We start from the raw sequence: 23,840 nt of genomic DNA, 5'->3' as shown, positions 1-23,840 counted from the left end.
CCGGAAACGCCCAGAACCACGAGGATCGTCGTCCGGCGCGGTGATTCCGCGCTTCGTTGCCATGCCACGATCCTCGGACCACTCTTGGGCTGTCGCCTCCCGCAGTGCCGCCGTGGGTGTCAACGGCTGTTTCGAAGGCTGATCTGCCGCCAGATCGCTCGTTGGAACCTGAGTGTGAGGACACCCACCGCGATCAGCACGACGATGTTGAGCAGAAGCTGCAGCAGTGAGCCACGCGCCTCGCTCCAGCTCGCGAAGGCACAGGACACGCCGATGTCAGCGGCCGCCGGGACCGTGGTGACCGAGATGAACACGCCGAGCAGGGCGCTCGTCCTGGCCTGGGTCAGCGACATGATCCCGACCATGCCGGCGAGCACTGCGACGGCCAAGGAGAAGAAGTTCGGCGTGTTGATCAGGTCGGAGACCGGCCTGACACCCAGCGTGAACGCCTTCGGCTGAATTCCCAGACCCCGGACCAGTAACGAGAACAGGAGCGTGAAGGCCACGGCCAGCGAGAAGCCGACGAGCAGCGCAAACAGCCCTTGCCGAATCCGCGGCCCGTTCCTCCGGTCTATGCCCAGAGCCACGCTGGTGATGGCGCCGTACTCGGGCCCCACGACCATTGCCGCGACGATCAGGATCTGGGAGTTGGTGAGGATTCCCACCGAGCCGATGATTCCAGCGATGATCAGATAGACGTAGAAGCTCGGCAGATAGGTCCCCTCGGCCCGGATACGCGCCTCGACCGCCTCCCACACCGGTGCATGCGCGAGCGCCCCGAGCTGGTGTGTCTCCGCCTCCTCCGCGAGTCCGGAGAACGCCATGTCGACCGACTCGATCACGACCGAGCCACGCCGGTCGACGTCCAGCTCACGGAGGTTGCGCAGGACCTCGTTCGCCGCACCTGCCAGCACGTCGCACTCGATGGCGTCGCCGTCCGGGTGACGTGCCGTACTCGCGAGCACGACCAGGTTGAAGACGTAACGGTCGCCGGTCAGCATGTCGACCGTCTCGTCGGTGACGTCCGGCGGAGTCACCAGCCGGAGATGGACCATCTCCATGTAGCCCCTCCGCAGCCGGGGAAGTCCAGTGGCGGCGCGTGCGTACCGCCCGAGGCCAGTACCGCCGGGGGGACGATCGTCGGCAAGTCGAGCGGCCCGGCCGGTACCGCTTCCGGGCGGTCTGGGCCGCGGCCTGTCCCGGTCCTGCCCGCCGACGCCGGGCAGGCACGTGGCTGCTCCGCCTGGAGTACCAGGCGGGCAGACGCGCCCTTCCTGGTCACAGCGGATTCCGGGAGTCGTCGGCACCTGTCGTGGAGCGCGTGCGCGCGGCTGGTCGGATAGTGGAACGCAGGGGGTCCTCCCGAGATTGCGGAGACACCATGGACCGCTACCCGCCTATAGCCGACCACGGCCTGGTGGGCGACCTGCAGACCGCCGCGCTGGTCTCGTCGCAAGGGGTCGTCGACTGGTTCGCAGCTCCTCGCTTCGACTCGCCCAGCATCTTCGCCGCCCTGCTCGACCACGACCGGGGCGGCTACTTCCTCTTCGCACCGGAAGAGACGGAGGTCACGTACAAGCAGCTCTACTACCCCGACACGGCCGTCCTGGTGACCCGGTTCATGTCCCCCGACGGGGTCGGCGAGGTCGTCGACTGCATGCCGCCCGACCGGACGGGCAAGCCCACCGACCGGCACACGCTGATTCGCGTCGTGCGCGCGGTGCGGGGCACCGTGCGGTTCGTCCTGGACTGCCGACCGCGGTTCGACTACGGCCGCGCCACTCACGTACTCGATCTCCAGGGCGAGACCGCGGTGTTCCGTGCCCCGGAACTTGCCGGATACCTGCAGAGCACCTTCCCCGTGGAACGCAACGGGGACGACGTGCGCGGAGAGGTCACGCTGAACGCCGGGCAGCTGGCGGGTGCCGCCTTCACCGTCTGCGGCCCGGACGGGGCCCCGCCCGCGCCGATCACCGTGGAGGAGCTCAACGACCAGCTCTTCGACATCGGCAACTTCTGGCAGGGCTGGCTGCGCACCTCCACCTACCGCGGCCGATGGCCGAACATGGTGAACCGCTCCGCCATCACGCTCAAACTGCTCACCTACCACCCCACGGGCGCCCCGGTCGCCGCGGCGACCATGGGCCTTCCCGAGCAGGTCGGCGGCGAGCGCAACTGGGACTACCGCTACACCTGGGTCCGTGACGGCTCACTGTCCGTCCGAGCACTGCTCGACCTCGGATTCGTCGAGGAGGCCACCCGGTTCACCCACTGGCTGCGCGATCGCTTGGCCGAACGAGCGAGCTCCGACGGCGAGCGTCTGCAGATCATGTACCGGGTCGACGGCGATCCCGACATCCCCGAAGTGATCCTCGACCACTTCGAGGGCTACCGCGGCTCGGCCCCGGTCCGGGCCGGCAACGCCGCCATGGACCAGCTGCAGCTCGACATCTACGGCGAGGCGCTCTACGCCCTGGCCGAGGGCGGCACGGTGGGCCAACAGACGGGCTATCACGGGTGGAAGGCGCTCGCCGCCACCCTGGACTGGCTCGCCGACTCCTGGGACCGTCCCGACGAGGGCATCTGGGAGACCCGTGGCGGACGCAAGGACTTCACCTACAGCCGGGTGATGTGCTGGGCCGCCTTCGACGTCGGGCTGCGTCTGGCCACCGAGTTCAGCAGGCCCGCCGACCTCGCGCGCTGGACCACCGCCCGCAACGCCATCCTCGAGCAGGTGATGACCCGCGGGTGGAGCGACAAGGAGCAGGCTCTCGTCCAGCACTACGACGGGGACGTCCTGGACGCGTCCTTGCTGCTCATCCCCCGGGTCCGCTTCCTCGCTCCCAAGGGCCCGGGCTGGCTGTCCACGCTGGACGCCATCGACCGCAAACTCGTCTCCGACAGCCTCGTCTACCGCTACGACCCGGCCGCCTCACCGGACGGTCTGCGAGGCTCCGAGGGCACGTTCAGCCTCTGCACCTTCCTCTACGTCGATGCGATGGCCCGGGCCGGCCGGACCGAGCAGGGGCGCTACGCCTTCGAGAAGATGCAGACCTACGCCAACCACGTCGGTCTCTTCGCCGAGGAGGTCGGGCCGCGCGGGGAGCAACTGGGCAACTTCCCACAGGCGTTCACCCACCTCTCGCTGATCATGGCCGCCACCACCCTCGACGAAGCACTCGACCGCGAACAGACCCGCTGAGCATCCATGACGACGCACACAGGATCCGCCGGCCCACCACCGCTGAGTTCGGCCGAGTTCCGCGCGCTCTACCAGCGCGTGCGACGCGAGGCCTTGCGGGACACCGCCGACCGCGGCGCACTGGACACCCTCGCACCGACGCAGGTGCTGGCAGCTGCCGGTGAGGTCCGATCAGGTCGCACCGTCACGCTCGCCGCCGTCATGGAAACCCGGGTGCGCCCCGGCAATCCCGAGCCGTGCGAGCACCAGATGACCGGCGTCGTCGACGGCAACATCGAGGCGAACGGCCTGCAGTTCGCTGCGGACCGCTTCGCCATGAACGTGCACGGCGACGCCGACAGCCACATCGACGCCCTGTGTCACGTCGTCTACGACGGCACACTGCACAACGGCGTGGCCGCGAGCAGCCTGACCGTGACCGGGGCGACGAAGCTGTCCATCGACGTGGCGCGGGACGGAATCGTCGGCCGCGGCGTGCTGCTCGACATCCCCCGTCTGCGCGGCGTGCCGTGGCTCGAACCCGGCGACCACGTGACCGGAGAGGAACTGGCCGCCGCCGAGACCGCGCAGCATCTGCGGGTCACTCGAGGGGACCTGCTCTTCGTGCGGGTCGGCCATCGCCGCCGTCACCGCGAACTCGGGCCGTGGAACGCGACCAAGGCTCGCGCCGGGCTTCACCCCACCGCGATGGAGTTCCTGGCGGACCGGCAGGTCGCGGTGCTCGGCAGCGACGGCAACAACGACACCGCTCCCGGCACCACGGAGGGTGTGGCCTTCCCGGTGCACGTTCTCGGCATCCACGCCATGGGACTGCACCTGCTGGACTACCTGCAGTTCGAGGATCTGGTGCCGATCTGCGAGGAGCAGGACCGCTGGTCGTTCCTCTGCGTGATCGCCCCGCTCCGGCTTCCCGGCGCCACCGGATCACCCGTCAATCCCATCGCGATCCTGTGACGTGCGAACACTTCGAGAACGGGAGCCCATCGTGGCCGACGCCCAACACTACGACGTCATCATCATCGGCACCGGCGCGGGTGGCGGCACGCTCGCCCACCGGCTGGCGCCCTCCGGCAAGCGGGTGCTGATCCTGGAGCGCGGGGACTACCTGCCTCGCGAGATCGACAACTGGGACTCCACCAAGGTGTTCGTGCAGGGCAAGTACCTGGCGCAGGAGACCTGGTACGACCGGCACGGCCACGAGTTCACCCCGGAGGTCAACTACTACGTCGGTGGCAACACCAAGTTCTACGGCGCCGCGCTCTTCCGGCTGCGCCCCCAGGACTTCGGCGAGCTGCGCCACCACGACGGCATCTCGCCCGCCTGGCCCATCCGCTACGAGGACCTGGAGCCCTACTACACCCAGGCCGAGCACCTCTACCTGGTGCACGGCAAGCACGGCGAGGACCCCACGGAGGGTCCGGCCGGCGCGCCGTACGCCTACCCTCCGGTGGAGCACGAGCCGCGCATCCAGCAGCTCAGCGACGACCTGGAGAAGCAGGGGCTGCATCCCTTCCATCTGCCGATCGGCGTGAACCTCACGCAGAAGGAGAACGGGCGGGCGACCCATGACAGCGTCTGCATCCGCTGCAACCGGGTCGACGGCTTCCCCTGCCTGGTGAACGGCAAGGCCGATGCCCAGGTGGTCTGCGTCGATCCAGCGCTGAAGCACGACAACGTCTCGATGATCACGGGCGCCGATGTGCGCCGCCTGGAGACCGATCCGACCGGACGCACCGTCACCGGCGTGGTCGTGGAACTCGCGGACGGCTCGGCGACGGGGTTCAGCGCCGACATCGTGGTCGTCGCCTGCGGAGCAGTGAACTCCGCCGCCCTGCTCCTGCGTTCGGCCGACGACCGGCACCCGAACGGGCTGGCCAACAGCTCGGACGTGGTGGGACGGCACTACATGCGGCACAACAACCTGGCCCTGATGGCGATCTCGAAGGAACCCAACCCCACCCAGTTCCAGAAGACCCTGGCGCTCAACGACTGGTACCTCGGCTCGGACGACTTCGACTACCCGCTCGGCGGCATCCAGATGCTCGGCAAGTCGGACGCCGAGCAGATCCACGGTGAGGCACCGCGGTGGGCCGGCAAGTTCTCGCCGAACATGCCGTTCGAGGTACTCGCGCACCATGCGGTCGACTTCTGGCTGTGCGGTGAGGACCTGCCGCTGCCCGACAGCCGCGTCACCCTCGACGGCGACGGGAACGTCCACCTGTCGATCGACGAGAAGAACAACACGACCGGGCTGAGGAAGCTGCAGCACAAGCTGCAGGGCATGCTCGGGCAGCTGGGCATGCACGAGCACCGCCTGCTCGACCACAGCATCTACCTGCACAAGGGAATGCCGATCGGGGCCACCGCCCACCAGGCCGGCACCGTGAGGTTCGGCGACGACCCGAGAAGCTCGGCCCTGGACGTCAACTGCAAAGCGCACGACCTGGACAACCTCTACGTCGTCGACACCGCCTTCTTCCCGAGCATCGGCGCGGTGAACCCGTCACTGACCGCCATCGCCAACGCCCTGCGGGTCGGCGACCATCTGATCGACCGGCTGCGCTGAACGCCCTCAGGTCCGCACAGGACAGCGGCCGAACCGGAGGGGGCCCGGTCGGGCTAGGGGTTGTCGCCCGGTGCCTGAGCCCCTCGCGTATCGGAGTCGGTGAGGGGCTCCAGGTCGCCGAGCGTGTCGAGACGGTAGAGCAGGACGAGGGCCGGCCCGACCAGCACGACCGCGATCACCGTGACGATCGCCAACCAGCGCAACGTGTGGGCGGCTCCCGCGGCCTGTGCCACCGTCAACGATGTGGGCAGCAGGTACGGGCGCTGGGCGAGGCCCCAGGCGGCCACGGTCAGAGCGACGCCGGCCACCGAGGTGTAGCGGCACCAGCGGTACTCCCGCCGCGCGAGCAGCAGTGCGGTGAGGGCGGCGGCGAGGGCGGCGAGGATCACGAGCGCCAACCCGGCTCCATGGGTAAGGCCGTGCCAGACGTACTCGGCGTCGTGGTGGGTGACGGGGATGCCAATGACCGCCAGCACCACGATGGCTGCGAGGCTGCAGAGCGCTCGGAACCGGAAGTACCGGACCAGGTCGTCGGCTCCGAAGCGGCGCGCGTCCGCGGTGAGGAAGACGGCGCCGAGGTACGCGGTGGCCGCGACGGTGAGCAGCCCGGCGACGATGGACGTGGGATTGGCCCAGGCGTCGGAGGAGGCCGTGGCCCCGGGCGCGACCCGGCCGGAGGCGATGCCGCCGATGACCACGCCGAAGAAGAAGGGGGTGAGCAGTGAGGAGACCGCGAAGACCGCGCCGTAGATCCGCCGTCCGGCCAGGCTCCGGGTCGGCTTGCGCAGGGCGAAGCCTGCGCCGCGCAGGACCAGGCCGATGGCGGCCAGGGCCAGCGGCAGCCACATGGCACCGAACACGGCCTGGAACATCGTGGGGAAGCCGGTCCACATGATGATGAAGACGAAGATCAGCCAGACGTTGTTGGCCTCCCAGACGGGTGCCATGGCATGGTCGATCAGCCAGCGGGGCCGCTCGCCGCGCTCGGCTCCCCCGGCCAGCAGATCCCAGAACCCGGCGCCGTAGTCGGTGCCCCCGGCGCAGGCGTAGGCGGCGACTGCCAGCACCAGGACCCAGGAGATCGCGTCGGCCATCATGACGCACCACCAGGTGACTGCGGCGTACCGGGATCCGGCGCGGCTCCGGTGGTTGCCATGGTCCCTTCCCTTGGGCCGTACGGAGTGCCGGCCTCCGGACCGAGCGCGCCGGCCTGCCCGGCCGGGCTCTCGTCGGCGATCCGCCAGCGGGTGCGCATCTTCAGCAGCACGGCGAGGAAGGCACCGAAAATGAGCACATACACGGCCACCACGATGCCGAACATCGTCCACAGTGAACTCACGCGGGTGGCGGTGACCGCGTCGGAGACCCGCATGTTGAAGTAGACGATCCAGGGTTGGCGGCCGACCTCGGTGGTGATCCAGCCGCACTCCACGGTCAGCAGACTGGCGGCCCCGGCGACGGCAGCGCAGCGGAAGAACCACCGGGATCGGGGGAGATCACGGCGGCGCCACCAGCACCACGCGTACCAGAGGGCGAGCAGGATCAGCAGGCTGCCGATGGTCGCCATGATGTCGAAGGCCCAGTGGACGATGGTCGCCTGGGTGGCGGTGGGGCGGTCGTCGGCGGCCACCGAGGTCAGGCCGGTGACCTGGGTGCTGGGCTTGAATCCGGCCAGGATGGAGTCGAGTTGGGGGATCTTGATGCCGCCGGAGATCGTTCCGTCCTCGTTGAGGCGCCCGAACAGGTACTCCGGCACGTGGGTGTCGGTGTTCCAGACGATCTCGGCGGCGGCGAACTTGACCGGCTGCTTGTGGAAGACCTGCCGGGCGAGATTGTCGCCCAGGAAGAACTGGACCGGCGTGAGGATCGCGGCGACGGTGAACGGCACGGTGAAGCCGAGCCTGTGGTACCGGTCGCGGCGTCCGCGCAGCCAGCCGACCGCGTAGACCCCGGCGACCACGTAGCCGGCGGTCAGGAACATCGCCACCGCGAAGTGCCAGTACTGCGGGCCGAAGATCGGTGTGAAGATCGCCTGCCGCACCGTGACATCGACCGGGTTGCCCTGGGCGTCGAGAGTGAAGCCCTGCGGGGTGTTCATCCAGGAGTTCGCCGCGATGATGCCGAAGGCTCCCAGCAGCGCGGCCAGCGGCAGCGGCGTGCCGAGCCAGAAGTGCGTCCAGGGCCTGAGCCTGCGCCAGCCGTACAGGTAGATCGCGATGAGGACGGCTTCAAGGAAGAACGCCCAGGCCTCGACGCCGAATCCGAGACCGAACACGTCCCCCCAGCGGCCCATCATCCTCGGCCACAGCAGTCCGAACTCGAAGGAGAGGACAGTACCGGTGACGATCCCGATGGCGAACTGCACGGCCATCACCGCCGACCAGCGCCGGGCCAGCTTCAGGGCCACGACGTCACCCTTGCGCAGCCCGCGATGGTGCATCAGGAGCGTGATGAAAGGCAGCGCGACACCGAACGGGACCAGGAGGATGTGGGAGCCCAGGGTGAAGGCCATCAGCTCGCGCGCGGGCAACGTCTGGGGTGGGGTGTTCGCGAGAAGAAGTGTGGTGCTGTGCATGTGTGCCTCGATGGCTCGATCCGTGTGGCGCTGGGTCAGTGAGCCGGCGGGGCCGGGTCGGTCGGGGCGCGGGTTCCGGCGGAGGTGAAAGCGCGCTCGCGGCGGGACCCGGAGGCGAACACGATCAACCAGGTGAGCAGCGCTCCGATCCTGCTGCGGAAGCCGGTGAGGAAGGCGATGTGGATGAACAACCAGGCCAGCCAGCCCGTGACCCCTGACACGTTCAGCCGTCCGACCTTGACGACCGCCCGGCCCCGGGAGATGTAGGCGGCGCTGCCGAGGTCCAGGTATCTGAAGGGCTTCGGCTGTTTGGTCCGGCCTTCCACGGCGCGGCGGATCGCGCGGCCCGTGCAGGCACCCGATTGCATCGCGACCTCGGCCAGGCCCGGCAGCCTGTTCAGACTCATCAGGTCGCCCACCACGCGGATCTCCGGGTGGCCGGCGATCGTGAGGTCGGGCTCGACGAGGATCCGGCCGGCCCGGTCCTGCTGGGCGCCGGTCGCCCGGGCCAGCACCCCGGCGAGCGGTGGCGCCTCCATGCCGGCCGTCCACAGCACGGTGCGCGCGTCGATCCGGGTGATCGCGCCGGCACGGTCACGCGCCGTCAGGCCGCGCTCGTCCACGCCGATGACCATCGCTCCCATGTGGAGCTCGACCCCGAGGCCCTTCAGTGTCCCGGCCGCGCGGCGGGCCAGGGTCGGCCCGAACGCGGCCAGCACGGAGTCGGCCCCCTCGAGGAGCAGCACCCGCGCCTGCCCGGGCTCGATCGTGCGGAACTGCCTTTCGAGCGTGTGGCCGGCGATCTCGCGGATCTGCCCGGCGAGTTCGACTCCGGTCGGCCCGGCCCCGACGAGCGCGAAGGTGAGCCACGCCTGCCGCTCCCGGGCGTCCGTGGCCGACTCAGTCCGGGCGCAGCGGTCGACGAGGGTCACGGCGACGGGCGACCGGCGCAGCGCCCGGGCGGCGAACAACCCGGCGAATCCCCCGCCGAGGATCACCACTCGGCGGGGCGTGATGTGGTCCTCCATCGCGGTGTCAGCCGCCGGTTGCGAAGCCGGGGAAGAGCGTCATTCCGCCGTCCACGTAGAGCGTCGTGCCCACCACGTAGTCGAGCAGGTCGGAGGCCACTGCCACGACGGCGTTGGCGATGTCCTCCGGGTCACCGACGCGGCGATAGGGGATCAGCCGGAGGAGGTCGGCCTCGGCCTCGGGGGTGTCCCAGGCGTCCTTGTTGATGGGGGTGCGGATGGCGCCGGGGGCGACCGCGTTCACCCGGATCTTCTTGGGCGCCAGCTCTTGGGCGAGCGTCTGCATCATCATGCCGACGCCGCCCTTGGAGGAGGCGTAGTTCACGTGCCCCGACCAGGGAATGATCTGGTGGACCGAGCTCATGCAGATGATCTTTCCGGCGGCACGGGACACCTCCGGGACGACGCCACGCCGCAGGAACTCCTTGGCCGCCTCCCGGGCGCAGAGGAACTGGCCGGTGAGGTTGACGTCGATGACCTTGTTCCACTGGGCCAGTGTCATCTCCGTGACGGGAGCGTCCCGCTGCAGGCCCGCGTTGGCGACCATGATGTCGATGGTGCCGAGCTCGTCGACCATGCCCGAGACCATCTGGACGACCTGCTCCTCGTCGGACACGTCGGCCTCGTGCGCGTAGGCACGGACCCCGAAGGCCTCGATCTCCGCGACCACCTTCTCGGCCTCGTCCGCGCCGACAACGTAGTTGACGACGACGTCCGCGCCGGCCCGGCCGAGAGCAATCGCCGTGGCCTTGCCGATGCCGGAGTTGGCACCGGTCACCAGGGCCTTCTGCCCGGCCAGGAGCTGCGAGTGGATCACCCCGCGATTCTCACCGACACTGCCTGCCACGACTTCTCCTTCGGATCTGTGGGCGGCCCGGCGGGCAGTGACGGACCGCCCGCCCCGGTGCCCATGCTCTTCCAGGCTCCACACTTCTCGGCGAGAGAAGCACCATCAGGCACGACGAGCCCGAAGCGCCACGCAGTGCTCACCCGTTCGGTAGTGAGCGCCACGCAATCGGACTAGAAAGCGCCGCACGATCCGGAGATGTCGGCTCGAATGACCCTTGACGGTCCCGACTTCAGCAAAGCGTGGAGGAATCGGACCTTCTGCTGTCAGCATCGACCGAGTCGGCACAGTAGGTGGTGTCGGGAAAGCGACTTGATGTCACCGGACGAGCCCACGGGCGATCCTGCGGCGGCGCCGCCCGCCGACCCATTCGGCCCCCTGCGGACCAAGGGCTACCTGGCGCTCCTGGTCATCTCGGCCGTCCTCGGCGTGCTCCTGTCAGCGGGCGCGTACGGCTTCCTCCAGGCCGTCGACCAGCTCCAGAAGGCGCTCTACACCGATCTGCCGAACGGACTGGGATTCCACGGGGCACCGCCCTGGTGGCCGCTGCCCCTGATGGGGCTGGCAGGACTTCTGGTGGCACTGACCGTCCAGTACCTGCCCGGCAACGGCGGCCACCAGCCGGCCGAGGGGCTCAAGACCGCAGGCGTCCCTGCGGCCGCCGAACTGCCCGGGATCCTTCTCGCAGCGCTGGCGTCGCTGGGTTTCGGCGCGGTGATCGGGCCCGAGGCGCCCCTGATCGCGCTCGGCGGAGGCCTGGCCGTGTACGTCGTCCGGCTGCTCAAGCCGGGCGTCGATGCCAGGGCCCAGGCCGTGGTCGGCGCCGCGGGAAGCTTCGCGGCCATCAGCGCCCTGCTGGGCTCGCCCCTGCTCGGAGCGTTCCTGCTGATGGAGGCGTCAGGACTCGGCGGCCCGGTGCTGGGGATCGTACTGCTGCCCGGTCTGCTGGCCTCCGGAGTCGGGTATCTCGTCTTCATCGGGCTCGGCGCCTGGACCGGGGTCGGGGCTGGCACGCTGACGATTCCCAGCCTTCCCGCAGTGAGCCATCCGAACGTCGCCCAGTTCGGCTGGGCTCTCGCCATCGGGGTGGCGGCGGCGTTCGCCGGCACGGGAGTCCGGTGCCTCGCGCTCTTCCTCCAGCCGCGCGTCAACCACAGACGGTTGCTGCTCACACCGGTGGCCGGCCTCGCCGTGGCAGGGCTCGCCATCGCGTACGCCGAGGGCGTGGGGAAGCCGCCATCCGACGTCCTGTTCTCCGGTCAGTCCGCGCTGCCCCAACTGCTGCTCCACAGTACGAGTTACTCGGTGGGAGCACTGACACTGCTAATCGTGTGCAAGTGGCTCGCCTACGGTGTGTCATTGGCGGCATTCCGGGGAGGACCGATCTTCCCAGCGCTGTTCCTGGGTGCCACGGCAGGGATCGCGCTCTCCCACCTGCCCGGGCTGCCCGTCATCTCCTCCGCCGCCATGGGCATGGGCGCGATGTCGGTCGCCATGCTCAGGCTGCCGATGACCTCCGTACTACTGGCGACCCTGCTGCTGGGGTCCGACGGCGTCACCGCCATGCCGCTGGTGATCGTGGCGGTCGTGGTCTGCCATGTCACGTCGTCCAGGCTCGCCCAGCCGGAAACGTCACGACCGGTGTCCGGGACCCCGCACGCTTCCTGATGTCGTTGTCCAGCCGTCTCGGTCACCGGGGGTGAGAAGACGTGCTGGAGCCTGCGGTGGTAGACGCTCGGCCGGTGGAGGTTGCCCCCGTTCAGTCAGGTCAAACCAACCGTGCCTGATCGAGCCGCGGGCTGAACCACTGGCGAAGACCGCCCGACCCGTCGAACACCCTGTCATCCTCCCCGAGTGCGGTGTGCAGCCATGGGTTTGCGTTTCACGAAGCCCCGCCGGACCTGCTCGATCCTGACGGTTGCCACGTCCAACCCGGAGCCCAACTATCAACCGTGCCCGGATCGGTGGGCGGCGATCAGGTCGAGGCACCAGGCGTAGGAGGCCTTCGGCGTGCGCTGCTGCGTCGCGAAGTCGACGTGGACGATGCCGAAGCGCTGGTGGTAGCCCTCGGCCCGTCGAACAGCCTGTCGTTCCATCCGTGACGGTACTCTGCCAAGTCGTCGAGGAGAAGGTCGGCGACCACCTCCTCGACCACTGCGCTGCGCAGTTCGGCGATGGAGTCGACGAGCGCCCGGTCCCACGGGGCGGGCGTGAGGCGCCCCGGATCGGGGCCCCGGGGAACCCGGGACACGGCGGCCCGGTAGTCGTCGGCCGCCATCCGCCAGGGGACGGCTCCGGCCTTGGCCATGACGTGAGCCGCGATGCGGATGCCCTCGCCGTCGAAGTCGCCGTGGTAGCGCAGGGAGGCGCCGTCGTCGGCGAGTCGGCGCAGCAGGTGGATCACGGCGGTGTTGGGCCAGCCGGAGGTGCAGACCAGTGGCGGGCAGTGCCGGCCGAAGCGCCGTAGGGCGAGGGCGAGCACACTGGGGTTCTCGGTGACGTGCACCGGTCCTGCGGGACCGGTGAATTCGCCGGGTGAGCGCAGCTGGGCGAGGGTGAGGCTGATGGGGTGACCGGACGCGGCGCAGATCCGGGAGACCCCGGCGACCGGGCCTGCTCCCTCGGGGCGGAGGCCGACGGCGAGCACGGTGGCCGACAGTTCGTCGTCGGCGACGCCGGCTCGGCTCCAGAGCGAACGTCGCCCCTCGGCGGCATCCGGCATGTCGGTGCCGTACAGCACCGCCAGTGCACGCAGGACGAGGGAGGACAGCCGAGTCCCGTCGTCGAGGGCGTGCGAGTCACCGAGGAGGCGAGCGGCGAACACAGGCAGTGGCTCGCCATCGGCCGGGAGTGCGGCCAGGACGGCCAGCGCGGCGGTCAGGAGGCCCCTGGTCCGGTCGGGAGAGCCGTCGACGAGGCCATTGGCGCGTAGATGGCCGACCCATTCGAGAAGAACGGGCTGGGCGGTGACCACCTCGTGCCCTGCCAACCAGCCCCACAGGGCGTCGCGCTGACCGGTCCTGCGCTCACGCTCGGCGGCCCGGTCGTCGATCGGGCCGATGATCGCGGCCACCGCCTCCCGGACCGGCCGACCGCAGGCGTCCACCACAGCGGCTTCCAGTACCGCGAGGGGGATCGTCGGTTCGGCACCGGGGAGCCGGTCCAGTCCGAGGAGGTCGGCCAGGGCCTCCCGGCCGGCTTCGTCGAGCGGCCCCGACCGCACCCGGCTGACGGGGCGGCCGGTCGACAGGCGATCGTGGACGGCCGACCAGAGGGGCCTGAGTTCGGGACGTCGAGAGGATGGCGGCCTGTCATGCCGATCCCTCCGGGCCGGCTTCGTCGGGCAGCAGGTCGGCACCCGTCCAGGTGAACCGGACGCTGGTGACGGCATCGTCGCCGTCGCCTCCGGTGATCAGCTGGTGGACGGCGATCCCGGAGAGCTCCCGGTAGGTGCACCACTCGTGGTCGGAGGTGAGCACCAGGTCGAGGTCGAGCGCCGCGAGGAGGGCGAAGACCTGCCCTCGGTTGACGGTGTCGACGCCGACGAAGACCTCGTCGAGCAGGATCAGCCGCGGGGACTCCGGCACCGCCTCGTAGTGGGCGGCCACCGCGGCGAAGAGCGGCAGGTGGAGTGCGATGGCCTTCTCGCCGCCCGACAGCGCGCCGTGGAGCTTCTTGGTGAGCAGCTGCCACCCGGCGCCGTTGGCGCGGTCCAGCTTGACGACGAACTGGTGCCAGGCCGTGTAGTCGAGGACCTCCGCGAGCTGCTCTTCCCAAGTCGCCGCCGTGTTGCGGGTCTTGGCCTCCTCGATACGGCCCCGGAAGAAGGCGTGCAGGGCCTCGCGGTCGGCTTCGGTGATCCGGGCCGGGTCCTTGAGCAGCAGTTCACGGGCTGTCCGGGTGCCGGCGGGCAGGTCGGGGTGGATCTGCCACACCAGACGGACCGCCACCCGTGAGGCGGTGCGGACCCGTTCGAGGTGGCCGTTCATCCGCTCGACGAGTTCACCGGCCTGGCGGATCCGGGAAGCGAGGTGGCGGCGGGTGTCGCCGGTGAGGGTTCGGTCGAAGAGGCTCCGTTCGGCGGCGGTGATGTCGTCCTGGCTGCGGTCACGGTCGCCGGTGAGGATGGCGAGGAGGCTGGTCGCGCCGACACGGATGCCGTCGACGGTGGCGGTGAGGACGTGGATGTCCTCCTCGGCTTCGAATTCGAGGTCGGCACGGCTGCTGAGGCTCTGGCGGGCTCGGTGGACGGCCTCGGAGAGGCGGTTCAGGGAGTCGCCGAGGTTCCTGGTGCCGTGCGGCAGGTTGGGCCATGTCGCGGCGGTCTCGCGTGCCGCTTCGAGGGTCGCGCGAGTGCCGTCCACGGAGGTGAGGACGAGGTCGAGGCCCGCGTCCTCGGGGAATCCGAGGACGCACAGGCGCCGGAAGCCGTGGGCGGCCTCGTTCCGGACCAGCACAGCCTCATCACGCCGGGCCGCGTCCTGGGCCGTCGTGGCGCCCAGCGCGCCGATCCGGCCTTCGAGGGCGAGGAGCGACCGGTTGCCGGTGTCGATCTCGTGGCGGGTCCGGTCGAGCATCGTTCGGAAGTGGCTGATCCGGGCGGCCACTTGGCGGTAGTCCTCGCCGACGGTGCTCTCGACGGCCAGGAGCGCGGATCGGAGCCCGCGGGCGGCGGCCTCGGCGTCCTCGGCCTCGCCCAGGCTCTCGGCTGCCGTACCCCGGGACGCCTCGGCGTGGCTGCGGGCGATGTCCCAGGCCTGCTGGGCGGCCGTCCAGGCCAGGTGCGCATCGAGCCAGACGTCTGCCTGCTCGCGCAGCGCGTCGATCGCCGTGGCGGTCGCGTCCAGGGCGGCCCGTTCGGTCGGCAGGGCGTGCTCGGCCGAGGCGACGGCGAGTACGCGCAGCGCGTCCGCAACCACCTCCTCCTGCCTCGCCAAGCGTTCGACGGCCTCGCGAACGGTATCCTCGCGGGCACCCACCTCGGACTCGGACCGTTCCCAGACCCGCTTGGCCTGTTCCACCTCCCGGTGGTGCGGCCGGCAGCGGAGGTCGGCACCGAGCCGCGTCCGGCGGTCGGCAACGGCGCGCAGCCGCGTCTCGAAGCCGGTGACGCTGGTCTCGACCTCGGCCAGTTCGGCGGCGAGGTCCGCGATCCGTCGCTGCCTGGCGCGTTCCCGGGCCGCGGCGCCGATGTGGCTGGACTCCTCCTTGGTCCAGGAGCCGACCACCGTCGCCAGCCGCCAGCTTCCGTCGGCCGCCACGGCGGCAGGGTGGCCCGCCGGGAGCGTGGGGCCGTAGGCGATGCCGGCCAGCAGCCTCTGTACCCGGCCGGACGGCACCGGGCCGTCGGGTTCCGGAGCGAGGACGTCGAGCAGCGAGGGACCCGGTGCGGGAAGGGCCGATGCCGGGTCGGCCAGGGTGTCGTGTCCGGAGACGACGAGGCCTCCGTCGGGGGTCATCCAGGCGTCGAGCAGGCCGGCCGCTTCCAGAGCCGCTTCGATACCTGCCTGGTCGGCAGGCGGCACGTCCGGCCGGAACACCAGCAGTCGCCACAGTGGCGCGCCCGGCAGGACCGACCGGTCGGCCGTGCGGGTCCGTGGCGGCACCGGCGGGAGATCCGCCGCGGCCGCGGTGCGCTCCAGTTCCCCGACGACCAGGTCACGCCGGGCGCGGGCGTTGTCCCGGCCGGCGCGGGCAGTCGTCTCGTCCACGGTGATGGAGCTCTCCACGGCCCGGGCGGCGGCTTCGACCAGCGCGAGGACGTCGGTCTCGACGGCGGCGCGGGAGGCGATCTCCTCGACGTCATCTATCAACAGCTCGGTGCAGTCGGCCGTTGCCCACCGGCGCAGCCGGTCGGCGTGGGCATCGACGGCCGTCTCGTAGGCGTGGGCGTTCGCCTCGCGCTTCGCAGTCGCGTCGGCCAGCCGTTCGCGCGCCGTGTCGAGGTGCTGCTCCGCCGCCGTCCGGCCCGCGAGGGAACGCTCGTGACACTCGACGGCGGTGCGGACCTCGGCGATCTGGCCGTGCCGCGAGACGACCGCGCCGCGCAGCAGGCGGCGTGCCGTGCGCCCTTGCTCCTGCGCGTCCCCGGACGGCCCCGGTGCGGCGCCTAGCAACGTCTGCACCTCGGTGCAGACGGACTCCATGGCTGCTCGCCGTGCCGCGCCGCGCGTCTCCTCCCTGGCCACGCGGGTGTGTTCAGCCCGTTGCTCAGAGCGCAGCCGTGCCTCGTCGGCACGCCCGGCGTCCTCGTCGGCCGCCTGAACCTTCCGGTCAGCGGCGGCGCGGGCACGGGCGGCGGCTCCCGCGGCCTGGTCGGTCCTGCGACGGAGCTGATCGAGTTCCTGCCCCTGTCGGTAGGCCTCGGAGTCGAGCAGCCCCTCGACGGTGCCCTCGATCTCCTGTCGCCGGTGTTCGAGCTCCTCCCGCGCCCTTCTGTCCTCATCGCGCCGGCGCAGGGCGTCGGCGTGCTCCTCCTCGCTCTCCCTGGCGATGCGGGTGAGATTGTCCATCTCGGTCGTCGCGGAAATGAGCGCCGCCGCCCCCGCGCGCAGGACGCGCTGGGCGTAGCCGCGTTGCTGGGTCGCGACGGCGGTGGCCGCGGCCACCTCGTCGTCCAGGGCCTTCAGGTGCTCACGCTGGCGGTCGAGGCGTTCGAAGCCCTCGGCCAGTTCGGTGATCTCGCCCTGGCCGAGCGGGGGCAGGGCCCGCGAGAGCAGGGAGGACAGCAGCGACGGATCCAGGCGCTCCGAGAGCTTGGGGGTGCGGAGCTGGAGCAGCGCGGTGATCAGGGCGTCGTAGCGCTGCTCGCTCAGCCCGGAAAAGAGCCTGCTCCGGACCGTGTTGCGGTAGTCGGTCGGTGATCCGTGCAGCTCGCCCCGGCCTTGCAGCGCTTCGGCCAGCGCGGCACGGGTGAGCGGCTGGCCCGCGTCGTTGAGCAGGGAGAGACCGCCTGGGCGGTCGATCCGCGCGCCGGTGGTGAAGTAGTCGACGGTGACACCGGTGGTGTGCACGCTGGCCTGGAGTCTGGCGCCGCAGGTGAACCAGCCGGAACCGCTGTCGTCTTCTCCGTCGTCGCGGACGAACTCCAGCCACACGTACCCGACGCGGGTCTTGCCCGAGGCGCCCTCGCCCATCAGATTCCAGTGCATGGTGCGCTCGGATCCACCGAAGGTGGACAGCCGGTTGGGTCGCAGGCTGGCGTCGAGCAGGAAGGGCAGGAGCACCTCCAGCGCCTTCGACTTGCCGGTGCCGTTCTGTCCCCGCAGGAGCAGTCGGCCCTCGTGGAAGGTGAAGACCTCGTCGTAGTAGCGCCAGACATTGAGGATGCCGGCCCTGGAGGGCTGCCACCGCGTTGCTGCGGCCGCCGTCGGGAACGCGGAGGGCTGCGGGAACTGTGTCACGGTCATCGGCTTTCTTCCCTGGTCAGGTCGCGGGACCGTCGGGCACGGTGGTCCGGTACCGGAACGCCGCGGGCCGGGGGACGGTGCGGTCGCCGATCCGGCGGGCCAGGCCGAAGTCGCCGAGGATGCGAACGGCGTCGGCCGTGAGGCGCTGGGCGCCGTCCTCCGACTGGTAGCTCTTCGCCCACTGCGGGAAGCGCCGCAGGAGTTCGTTCGCCTCGGCCGCGAGCTGCTCCGGTGTCAGCCCGTCCGGAGCGGCTGTCAGCGGTTCCAGCAGGAGCAGGGCCGCCACACGGGCCGTCGCGGAGTCGTCCGGGAAGCGGCTGTCGGTGGCGATCCCGTCCGGGTCCACGAGCAGCAGGCCGTCGGCCCGTTCCTCCAGCACGAACCCGCCCTGCTCGGCGGCGCGCCGGACGATCTGGCGCCCGGTCGGCGAGGTGAGGTAGGCCATTTCGTCGGCGCCGAGCTCGTCGTGGTGGAGGACGGGATCGTCGAAGAGCCGACGCAGCACCGAGTGCCGCAGGCGGAGGTTGCGCTGCGCATCGGAGGCGTCGGCGCCACCGTACCGGCTCTCGCGCACCGTGCCCCGCAGGAGTTCCTCGAAGCGCAGCGGCACGTCCTCCGCCGGAACGGCCAGCCGGGACGGCCCGACGGGTGCGGCGAGGAGACGCATCAGTACGGTGGCGTCCACCCGGTAGAGGACCTTGGCCTTCGCCGAGTCGACGAAGCTCTCCGTGAGGCCATCCACGGTGAGGAGCGCGCCGTACGCCTCCAGCAGCTTCAGGACGTCCACGAAGGCCATGCGCTCGGGCCTGCTCGCCGTGTCGAAGGGCGGCAGCGCCTCGTCGGTGGCACAGGCCTGGACGACCCGGTCGGCGAGCAGGCCGACCGTCGTCACCGGGACCGGGAGCAGCTCGGCCGCGACGACGCACAGCAGGGTGTAGCGGCGGCGGTCGAACGGAGCCTTGCCGGACCGCAGCCGACGGGCGGGGCGCGAGGCGTCGGGGACGGTCCGGATCTTGAGCAGGCGCGCGTACCCCAGGCGCGGTTCCACCGCCAGCTGCCAACCGCAGTGGTAGTCGAACCACTTCGTCAACGGGTCCTGCCGACGGCGGATCACCTCGAAGGCGGACGGGTCTCCGCGTTCGGTGATCAGCGGCCGGCCGAGGAGCAGCTTGATGCCTCGGGCGACGTCCTGCCGCTCGGCCAGGACCAGCTGGTTCGCAAGGGTGCTCATCCTGCCTCCCGCCCAGCGGGCTCCCATGTGCTCCCCGCGCTGCGGATCTCCACCAGGTGGTCCGGTCCCTCCAGCTTCCCCCGAGGTGTCCGCAGAACGGCCCGCCCGCCGTCGGGCAGCGGCCGGAGGAGAATCTCGACCCGGCCGTCGGAGGTGACCGCCCGGCGCGTTCCGCTGCCGTCCGGTCGTCCGGCGAGCGCCCGGCCAAGGAGGTCGAGCAGCCGGTCGAAGACGGCGTGGTCCAGCGTGCCGAAGCCGGAGAGCCGCACCGGACCGTCAGTGGTCAGGACGTCCCAGGCCGCTTCGAGTTCGGCGCGTTCCTTCCGCGCCCGCTCGGCACGGGCCGCCTTGATCCCGCCGATGTCGCGCACCTTCCCGGTGCGGGTGAACCGCTCGGTGCGGCCACTGGTCCGCAGCAGGGCCGACACCTCCACCGGCGGAGCCTCGGCCCAGCTGCCCGACGAGGGAACCAACTCCGGGTCGGGGTGGGCGAGATGCGCGTGACGGGCCGGCCCCAGGCCGAAGGCGGCCGACCAGAGGCGGTGCAGGTCGTCCTCGGTGGGCGCCGCGGCGAACCAGCGGGCCAGCTCCCGGAAGTCCTGGACGGCGCTGGAGGAGCGGCGCCGTGACTCGGTGATCCGGTCAAGGACCTGCAGGAGCGTCACGATCGCGCGGCGCGCCACGTCATGCAGTTGCTCCGCCCGGGGTCGTGCCCCGTCCGCAGGCCGGAACCAGGCCTGCAGCCCCTGCCAACGCGCCCGGCGCCGCTCCAACCAGGCCGGCGCGGGATCACCCTCGGCGACCGGCGGCAGCTCGGCACCCCGCAGCGCCCGCTCGTGCAGCAGGCTCACGCCCCGCCCCTCGACCCGCTCCACGGCGGAGGCGACCGCCTGTCCCCGCTGGTCGAGGTTGACGAGGAACTCCTGGAGATAGCCCACCGTCGCGGCCTTCACCTCCCGGAAGGTCGCCAGGTCAGCACCTTCGGCGCGCAGCAGGCGCTGCAACTCGCCGTTGAACGCCTTGGTGTTGGCCAGCAGTGCCTCCAGGTGGCCCTCCAGCTCCTGCAGCGTCGTGAAGACCCGCCGGTCCGAGGACATGGGGTCCCCCAGCAGGACGTACAGCTCGTCGAGCCGGTCCGTGATCGCCTCCAGCACCGCCGTCTGGAGCGCACCGGACGAGGCGAGGACGGACAGCGCGTGCTCGACCCCGGCGGACGCGGCCTCACCGCGCCGGGTCAGCGAGTACTGGAGGTTGCGGCGCTCGTACTCCTCGGCGGTGCGGTAGTTCTCCGCGTGGTTCTGCACGACGTCCAGCAGCTGCCACTCCCTGAGCCTTCGCAGCGCGTCCTGGAGCTCGTCGTCGTCCACCGCGTCGAGCCAGCCGACCGTCCGCAGCCGGGCGCGCACGTCGTCCAGCCCCAGCGCGGTCTCCAGCCGCTCGTTGGCCGCGCCGAAGGCCTGCAGGATCGCACCGTAGAAGTCGGCCTTCTCCCCCGTCGTGAACCGGAACATCTCCGGCGGCACCCTGCGCAACGGCTCCCCTCCCCGTTTTCCGGGCACCACAGTACGCGGACGCGCCGTCTCGGACATGCACCGGAGTGGCTCCTGCAGGCGGATCGTCGACGGGAGGAGCGCCTGCAGCAGCCGGCGCAGGTCGGAGTGCGGCAGGTACAGCCGGCGCAGGTGTGCCGGAGCCTCTGGGGAGGCCTGCGTGCCGGCCGGCCCGGACCGGCTGGCGCATCGGGGAGGCGCAGGAGTCGCGGATGGTGCCGTCCGCGCCGACCGAGCCATGGCCGTCTGCCGCGCGGGTTGTGGTCACCACCGGTCCACGGCCGGCGACAGGCCTGCGGTGCGCGCGGCGACGCCCGCCTGGACAGCGAAGAGGCGGTCCCGCGCTTGCTGGTCGAGCGCGTGGAAGTGGCCGTGCGCCTCAAGGGTGACGAAGCCGTGCACGGTGGCCCAGGCCAGCATCAGGGCTTCCGCCGCGTCCGGCACCGGCGGGCTGCCGAGCCGGCCGCGTTCGGCCGTGTCGGCGACGAGTTCGACCATGTGCTCCATCGCCCGCCGGCCGGCCGCCACGGTCGGTCCGTCCGGTGGGGCCGCGTACCCGGGCACGGGGGCGCCGAAGATGAGGGCGAAGCGCTCCGGATTCCGCTGCGCCCAGGTGCGGTAGCCGATGCAGGTGGCCATGAAGCGTCCGTCCAGGTCGTCCGGCGGCACGGTCTCGCGGGTCGCCGTCAACGCGTCCGACAGGCTGTCGTACGAGTCGGCGACCAAGGCGGTGAGCAGCTCGTCCCGGTCGGCGAAGTAGCGGTACAGCGCGGGCGGGGTCATCCCCATGCTGCGGGCGATGTCGGTGAAGCGGAGGTTCGCGGCGCCGCGCTCGACGATCAGGCTCAGAGCCGCGCGCTTGATCTCCTCCACCGTGTCGGCGCGCAGGCGCTCACGGCGGCTCCGCCCCCCGCTCCCGTCGGTCGCCCCATCCGTCATCGCCTCTCCATCCGCTCGCCGCGCCAGTCACCGCGTTGACAATCCGTACCCGTCGAGGGAAACGTTACGCTTCGTAAGGCACGTTATGAAGCGTAACGCTTTGCCCGGGGCGGAGCCCCTGACGACGCACGGAGGACCACATGTCCCAGGGACTGCGCGAGGATCGGCGGACAGCCGCCGGGGAGAGCGGGTCGCACAGGCCCGGCCCGCTCGGCCGAATAGCCGGTTGGAGCTTCCGGAACCGGGGCCGCACGGTGCTGCTCTGGCTGCTCGCCGCCGGCGCGGCCTTCGGCCTCTCGGCCGGCCTCGGCGCCAAGTACAGCGCCGACTACACCGCGCCCGGCTCGGACTCCAAGCAGGCCCAGCAGCTGCTGGCACGGGACTTCCCCGGGCTGGGCGGTGAATCGATCAGCCTGGTGCTGACCTCGGACGGCAGCGTGACCGACGCCGCCACCCGCGGCCGGGTCGAGGACCTGCTCGCCCGGATGGCCGAGGTGCCGCACGTCAGCGGCATCGACGACCCGTACGGCCCGCGCGGCAAGGTGTCGGCCGACGGCCGCACCGCCCTCGGGCAGATCCACCTGGACGTCGCCGTCGCCCCCGACATGCCCGAGGCGGACACCCAGCGGCTGCTCGACCTCGCCCGCCCCGTCGACGGCGGCCTGCGAGTCCACCTCGGCGGCATGGCGGTCCAGCAGGCCGAGCAGGGCGCGATCGGCTCGGAGGGCATCGGCATCGCGGCCGCCGCCCTGATCCTGGTGATCACCTTCGGCTCGGTCGTGGCCGCCGGCCTGCCGCTGCTCACCGCGCTCGGCGGGCTCGCGGTCAGCAGCGTCCTGCTGCCGGTCCTCGCCGCGATCATGCCGGTCCCGGACTGGTCGACCTCGCTCGCCGCGATGCTGGGCATCGGCGTCGGCATCGACTACGCGCTGCTGCTGGTAACCCGGTTCCGCGAGTGGCGCGCCGAGGGGCTCGAACCCGAGGCCGCCACGGTCGCCGCGCTGGACACCGCGGGCCGCGCGGTCGTGGTCGCCGGAATGACCGTGGTGGTCAGCATGCTCGGACTGTTCGCGATGGGCCTGTCGTTCATGCGCGGCGCCGCGGTCTCTGCGATCCTCTCCGTGTTCGTCGTGATCGCCGCGTCCGCCACGCTCTTCCCCGCCCTGCTCGGCTACCTCGGCCGACACATCGAACGCCTCCGGCTGCCCCAGCGCCGCGCCGCCCGGGGCGAGAGCTCGGTGAGCGCCGGCTGGCTGCGCTGGAGCAGGCTCGTCGAGCGTCACCGCGTCCTCGGTGCCGTCACCGGGGTCCTCGTCCTGCTGGCGCTCGCGGCGCCGTTCCTGGGCGTGCGCTTCGGCTTCCCCGACGCGGGCAACGACCCCGCCGGGCGCTCGAACCGGCTGGCGTACGACGCAGTGGCCGCCGGCTTCGGACCGGGCAGCAACGGACCGCTGGTCCTGGTCGCCGAGTTGGCGCCGGGCACCCCCGCCGAGGCGACGGCCGCGCTGCCCACCGCGCTGAAGGCGGTGCCCGGCGTCACGGCCGTGACCCCTCCGGTGCCCGGCTCCGACGGCCGCTCGCTGCTGCTCACCGTCGTCCCGGACAGCGGTCCGCAGTCCAGCTCCACCAAGACCCTGGTCCGCGACCTCCGCGATCACGTCATCCCGGCTGCGGTCGGCCCCGGCGTCCGGGTGCACGTCGGCGGGGCGACCGCCAGCGCGATCGACAGCACCGACAACATCGCCCGCCGCATCCCGCTGCTGGTCGGCGGCGTGGTCACGGTGTCGATGCTCCTGCTCCTGGTGGCCTTCCGCAGCCTCGCCGTCGCCCTCAAGGCCGCTGTGATGAACCTGCTCTCCGTCGGCGCCGCGTACGGCGTGGTCGCCCTCGTCCTTGAAGGGGGCACCGCCGGCCGGTTGATCGGCATCGACAGCCCCACCCCGCTGCCGGCCTTCGTGCCGGTGCTGACCTTCGCCGTCCTGTTCGGCCTCTCGATGGACTACGAGGTCTTCCTGGTGAGTCGGATGCGGGAGGCCTGGCTTCGCACCGACGACAACGCGGAGTCCATCGTCAGCGGACTGGCGGGCACCGCGCGGGTGATCACCGCGGCGGCGGCCATCATGGTCGCCGTGTTCGCGGCCTTCGTCCCGGCGCCCGACCTGCCGATCAAGGTCATCGGCGTCGGCATGGGGTCGGCCATCCTGATCGACGCCACGCTGGTCCGACTGCTGCTGGTACCGGCCGTGATGCACCTGCTCGGCCGCGGCAACTGGTGGCTGCCGGCCTGGCTCGACCGCCGTCTGCCCCACCTCCACGTCGAAGGACGCACCGAGCTCTACCAGCCGGAGCCCGCCCCCGAGGCCCCCCGCTCCCCGGCGGTGGTCGGCTAGCGGCACCGGCGGACCGCAGGCGCCCCACGACGCCGCGGTCCGCCGGTCACGGCGGAAGGCGGCGACGCAGCGCCCGGATCGGTCCGGCTGACGAGCGGGTCCG

The 23,840-nt window shown here is 71.2% G+C and carries 14 protein-coding genes and 2 pseudogenes; 5 read left to right on the top strand and 11 right to left on the bottom strand.

What is annotated here, in order from left to right:
* Positions 1-119 precede the first annotated feature (119 nt).
* Positions 120-1,061: a DUF389 domain-containing protein gene (locus tag ACFVHV_RS11065; RefSeq protein WP_380350723.1), complete on the bottom strand. Its 942-nt coding sequence runs from the start codon at positions 1,059-1,061 to the stop codon at positions 120-122.
* A 320-nt stretch (positions 1,062-1,381) separates the two neighbouring features.
* On the opposite strand from ACFVHV_RS11065, the gene ACFVHV_RS11060 reads away from it, so the two are divergent.
* From ACFVHV_RS11060 to ACFVHV_RS11050, 3 genes are read left to right on the top strand one after another with little or no spacing between them, the layout of a single operon-like run.
* Entirely contained in the window at positions 1,382-3,202 is a 1,821-nt protein-coding gene (locus ACFVHV_RS11060; protein ID WP_359898940.1) for a glycoside hydrolase family 15 protein, read from the top strand.
* Between the two features lie 6 nt (positions 3,203-3,208).
* Positions 3,209-4,156: a cyclase family protein gene (locus tag ACFVHV_RS11055; RefSeq protein WP_359898938.1), complete on the top strand. Its 948-nt coding sequence runs from the start codon at positions 3,209-3,211 to the stop codon at positions 4,154-4,156.
* A gap of 31 nt (positions 4,157-4,187) precedes the next feature.
* A complete protein-coding gene (locus tag ACFVHV_RS11050) occupies positions 4,188-5,768 on the top strand; it encodes a GMC oxidoreductase (protein WP_380350721.1) in 1,581 nt (526 codons plus the stop codon).
* A gap of 53 nt (positions 5,769-5,821) precedes the next feature.
* Here ACFVHV_RS11050 and ACFVHV_RS11045 read toward each other — a convergent pair whose 3' ends face one another.
* The 4 genes from ACFVHV_RS11045 to ACFVHV_RS11030 are packed head-to-tail and all read right to left on the bottom strand — an operon-like array spanning position 5,822 to position 10,218.
* Positions 5,822-6,865 carry a cytochrome d ubiquinol oxidase subunit II gene (locus tag ACFVHV_RS11045; protein ID WP_380350719.1) on the bottom strand — a complete coding sequence of 348 codons (1,044 nt, stop codon included), beginning with the start codon at positions 6,863-6,865 and terminating at the stop codon, positions 5,822-5,824.
* Positions 6,862-8,343, bottom strand: coding sequence for a cytochrome ubiquinol oxidase subunit I (locus ACFVHV_RS11040; RefSeq protein WP_380350717.1), 1,482 nt, complete (start codon positions 8,341-8,343; stop codon positions 6,862-6,864). The genes ACFVHV_RS11045 and ACFVHV_RS11040 overlap by 4 nt, the downstream gene beginning before the upstream one ends.
* Before the next feature lie 35 nt (positions 8,344-8,378).
* On the bottom strand, positions 8,379-9,371 hold the full coding sequence (locus ACFVHV_RS11035) for an NAD(P)/FAD-dependent oxidoreductase (RefSeq protein WP_380350715.1): 993 nt from the start codon (positions 9,369-9,371) through the stop codon (positions 8,379-8,381).
* A gap of 7 nt (positions 9,372-9,378) precedes the next feature.
* Positions 9,379-10,218: an SDR family oxidoreductase gene (locus tag ACFVHV_RS11030; protein WP_359898928.1), complete on the bottom strand. Its 840-nt coding sequence runs from the start codon at positions 10,216-10,218 to the stop codon at positions 9,379-9,381.
* Between the two features lie 315 nt (positions 10,219-10,533).
* Between ACFVHV_RS11030 and ACFVHV_RS11025 the strand changes: the two genes are divergently transcribed.
* The gene (locus tag ACFVHV_RS11025; RefSeq protein WP_380350713.1) at positions 10,534-11,886 is read left to right on the top strand and encodes a chloride channel protein; all 1,353 of its coding nucleotides are present in this window, start codon (positions 10,534-10,536) and stop codon (positions 11,884-11,886) included.
* A 278-nt stretch (positions 11,887-12,164) separates the two neighbouring features.
* Here the strand turns inward: ACFVHV_RS11025 and ACFVHV_RS11020 are convergent.
* From ACFVHV_RS11020 to ACFVHV_RS10995, 6 genes and pseudogenes are all read right to left on the bottom strand, one after another.
* Positions 12,165-12,290: pseudogene (locus ACFVHV_RS11020) on the bottom strand (family 1 glycosylhydrolase); the annotation flags it as partial.
* Between the two features lie 53 nt (positions 12,291-12,343).
* Positions 12,344-13,609: pseudogene (locus ACFVHV_RS11015) on the bottom strand (TIGR02679 family protein); the annotation flags it as partial.
* On the bottom strand, positions 13,530-17,627 hold the full coding sequence (locus tag ACFVHV_RS11010) for a TIGR02680 family protein (protein ID WP_359898922.1): 4,098 nt from the start codon (positions 17,625-17,627) through the stop codon (positions 13,530-13,532). The pseudogene ACFVHV_RS11015 and the gene ACFVHV_RS11010, both read right to left, overlap by 80 nt.
* Before the next feature lie 16 nt (positions 17,628-17,643).
* A complete protein-coding gene (locus tag ACFVHV_RS11005) occupies positions 17,644-18,858 on the bottom strand; it encodes a TIGR02678 family protein (RefSeq protein ID WP_380350710.1) in 1,215 nt (404 codons plus the stop codon).
* Positions 18,855-20,369, bottom strand: a complete 1,515-nt coding sequence (locus ACFVHV_RS11000; RefSeq protein ID WP_380350709.1) for a TIGR02677 family protein — start codon at positions 20,367-20,369, stop codon at positions 18,855-18,857. The genes ACFVHV_RS11005 and ACFVHV_RS11000 overlap by 4 nt, the downstream gene beginning before the upstream one ends.
* Before the next feature lie 303 nt (positions 20,370-20,672).
* Complete coding sequence (locus tag ACFVHV_RS10995) at positions 20,673-21,347, bottom strand: TetR/AcrR family transcriptional regulator (RefSeq protein WP_380350707.1); 675 nt, start codon at positions 21,345-21,347, stop codon at positions 20,673-20,675.
* 140 nt (positions 21,348-21,487) lie between these two features.
* On the opposite strand from ACFVHV_RS10995, the gene ACFVHV_RS10990 reads away from it, so the two are divergent.
* Positions 21,488-23,737 (top strand): MMPL family transporter, encoded by a 2,250-nt coding sequence (locus tag ACFVHV_RS10990; protein ID WP_380350705.1) that lies wholly within the window; start codon positions 21,488-21,490, stop codon positions 23,735-23,737.
* Positions 23,738-23,840 lie beyond the last annotated feature (103 nt).

Source organism: Kitasatospora sp. NPDC127116, assembly GCF_042677365.1.
GTDB lineage: Bacteria > Actinomycetota > Actinomycetes > Streptomycetales > Streptomycetaceae > Kitasatospora > Kitasatospora lactacystinica.
The sequence above is the reverse complement of the archived record's forward strand: the minus strand, read 5'-3'. Positions and strand labels throughout refer to the sequence as shown.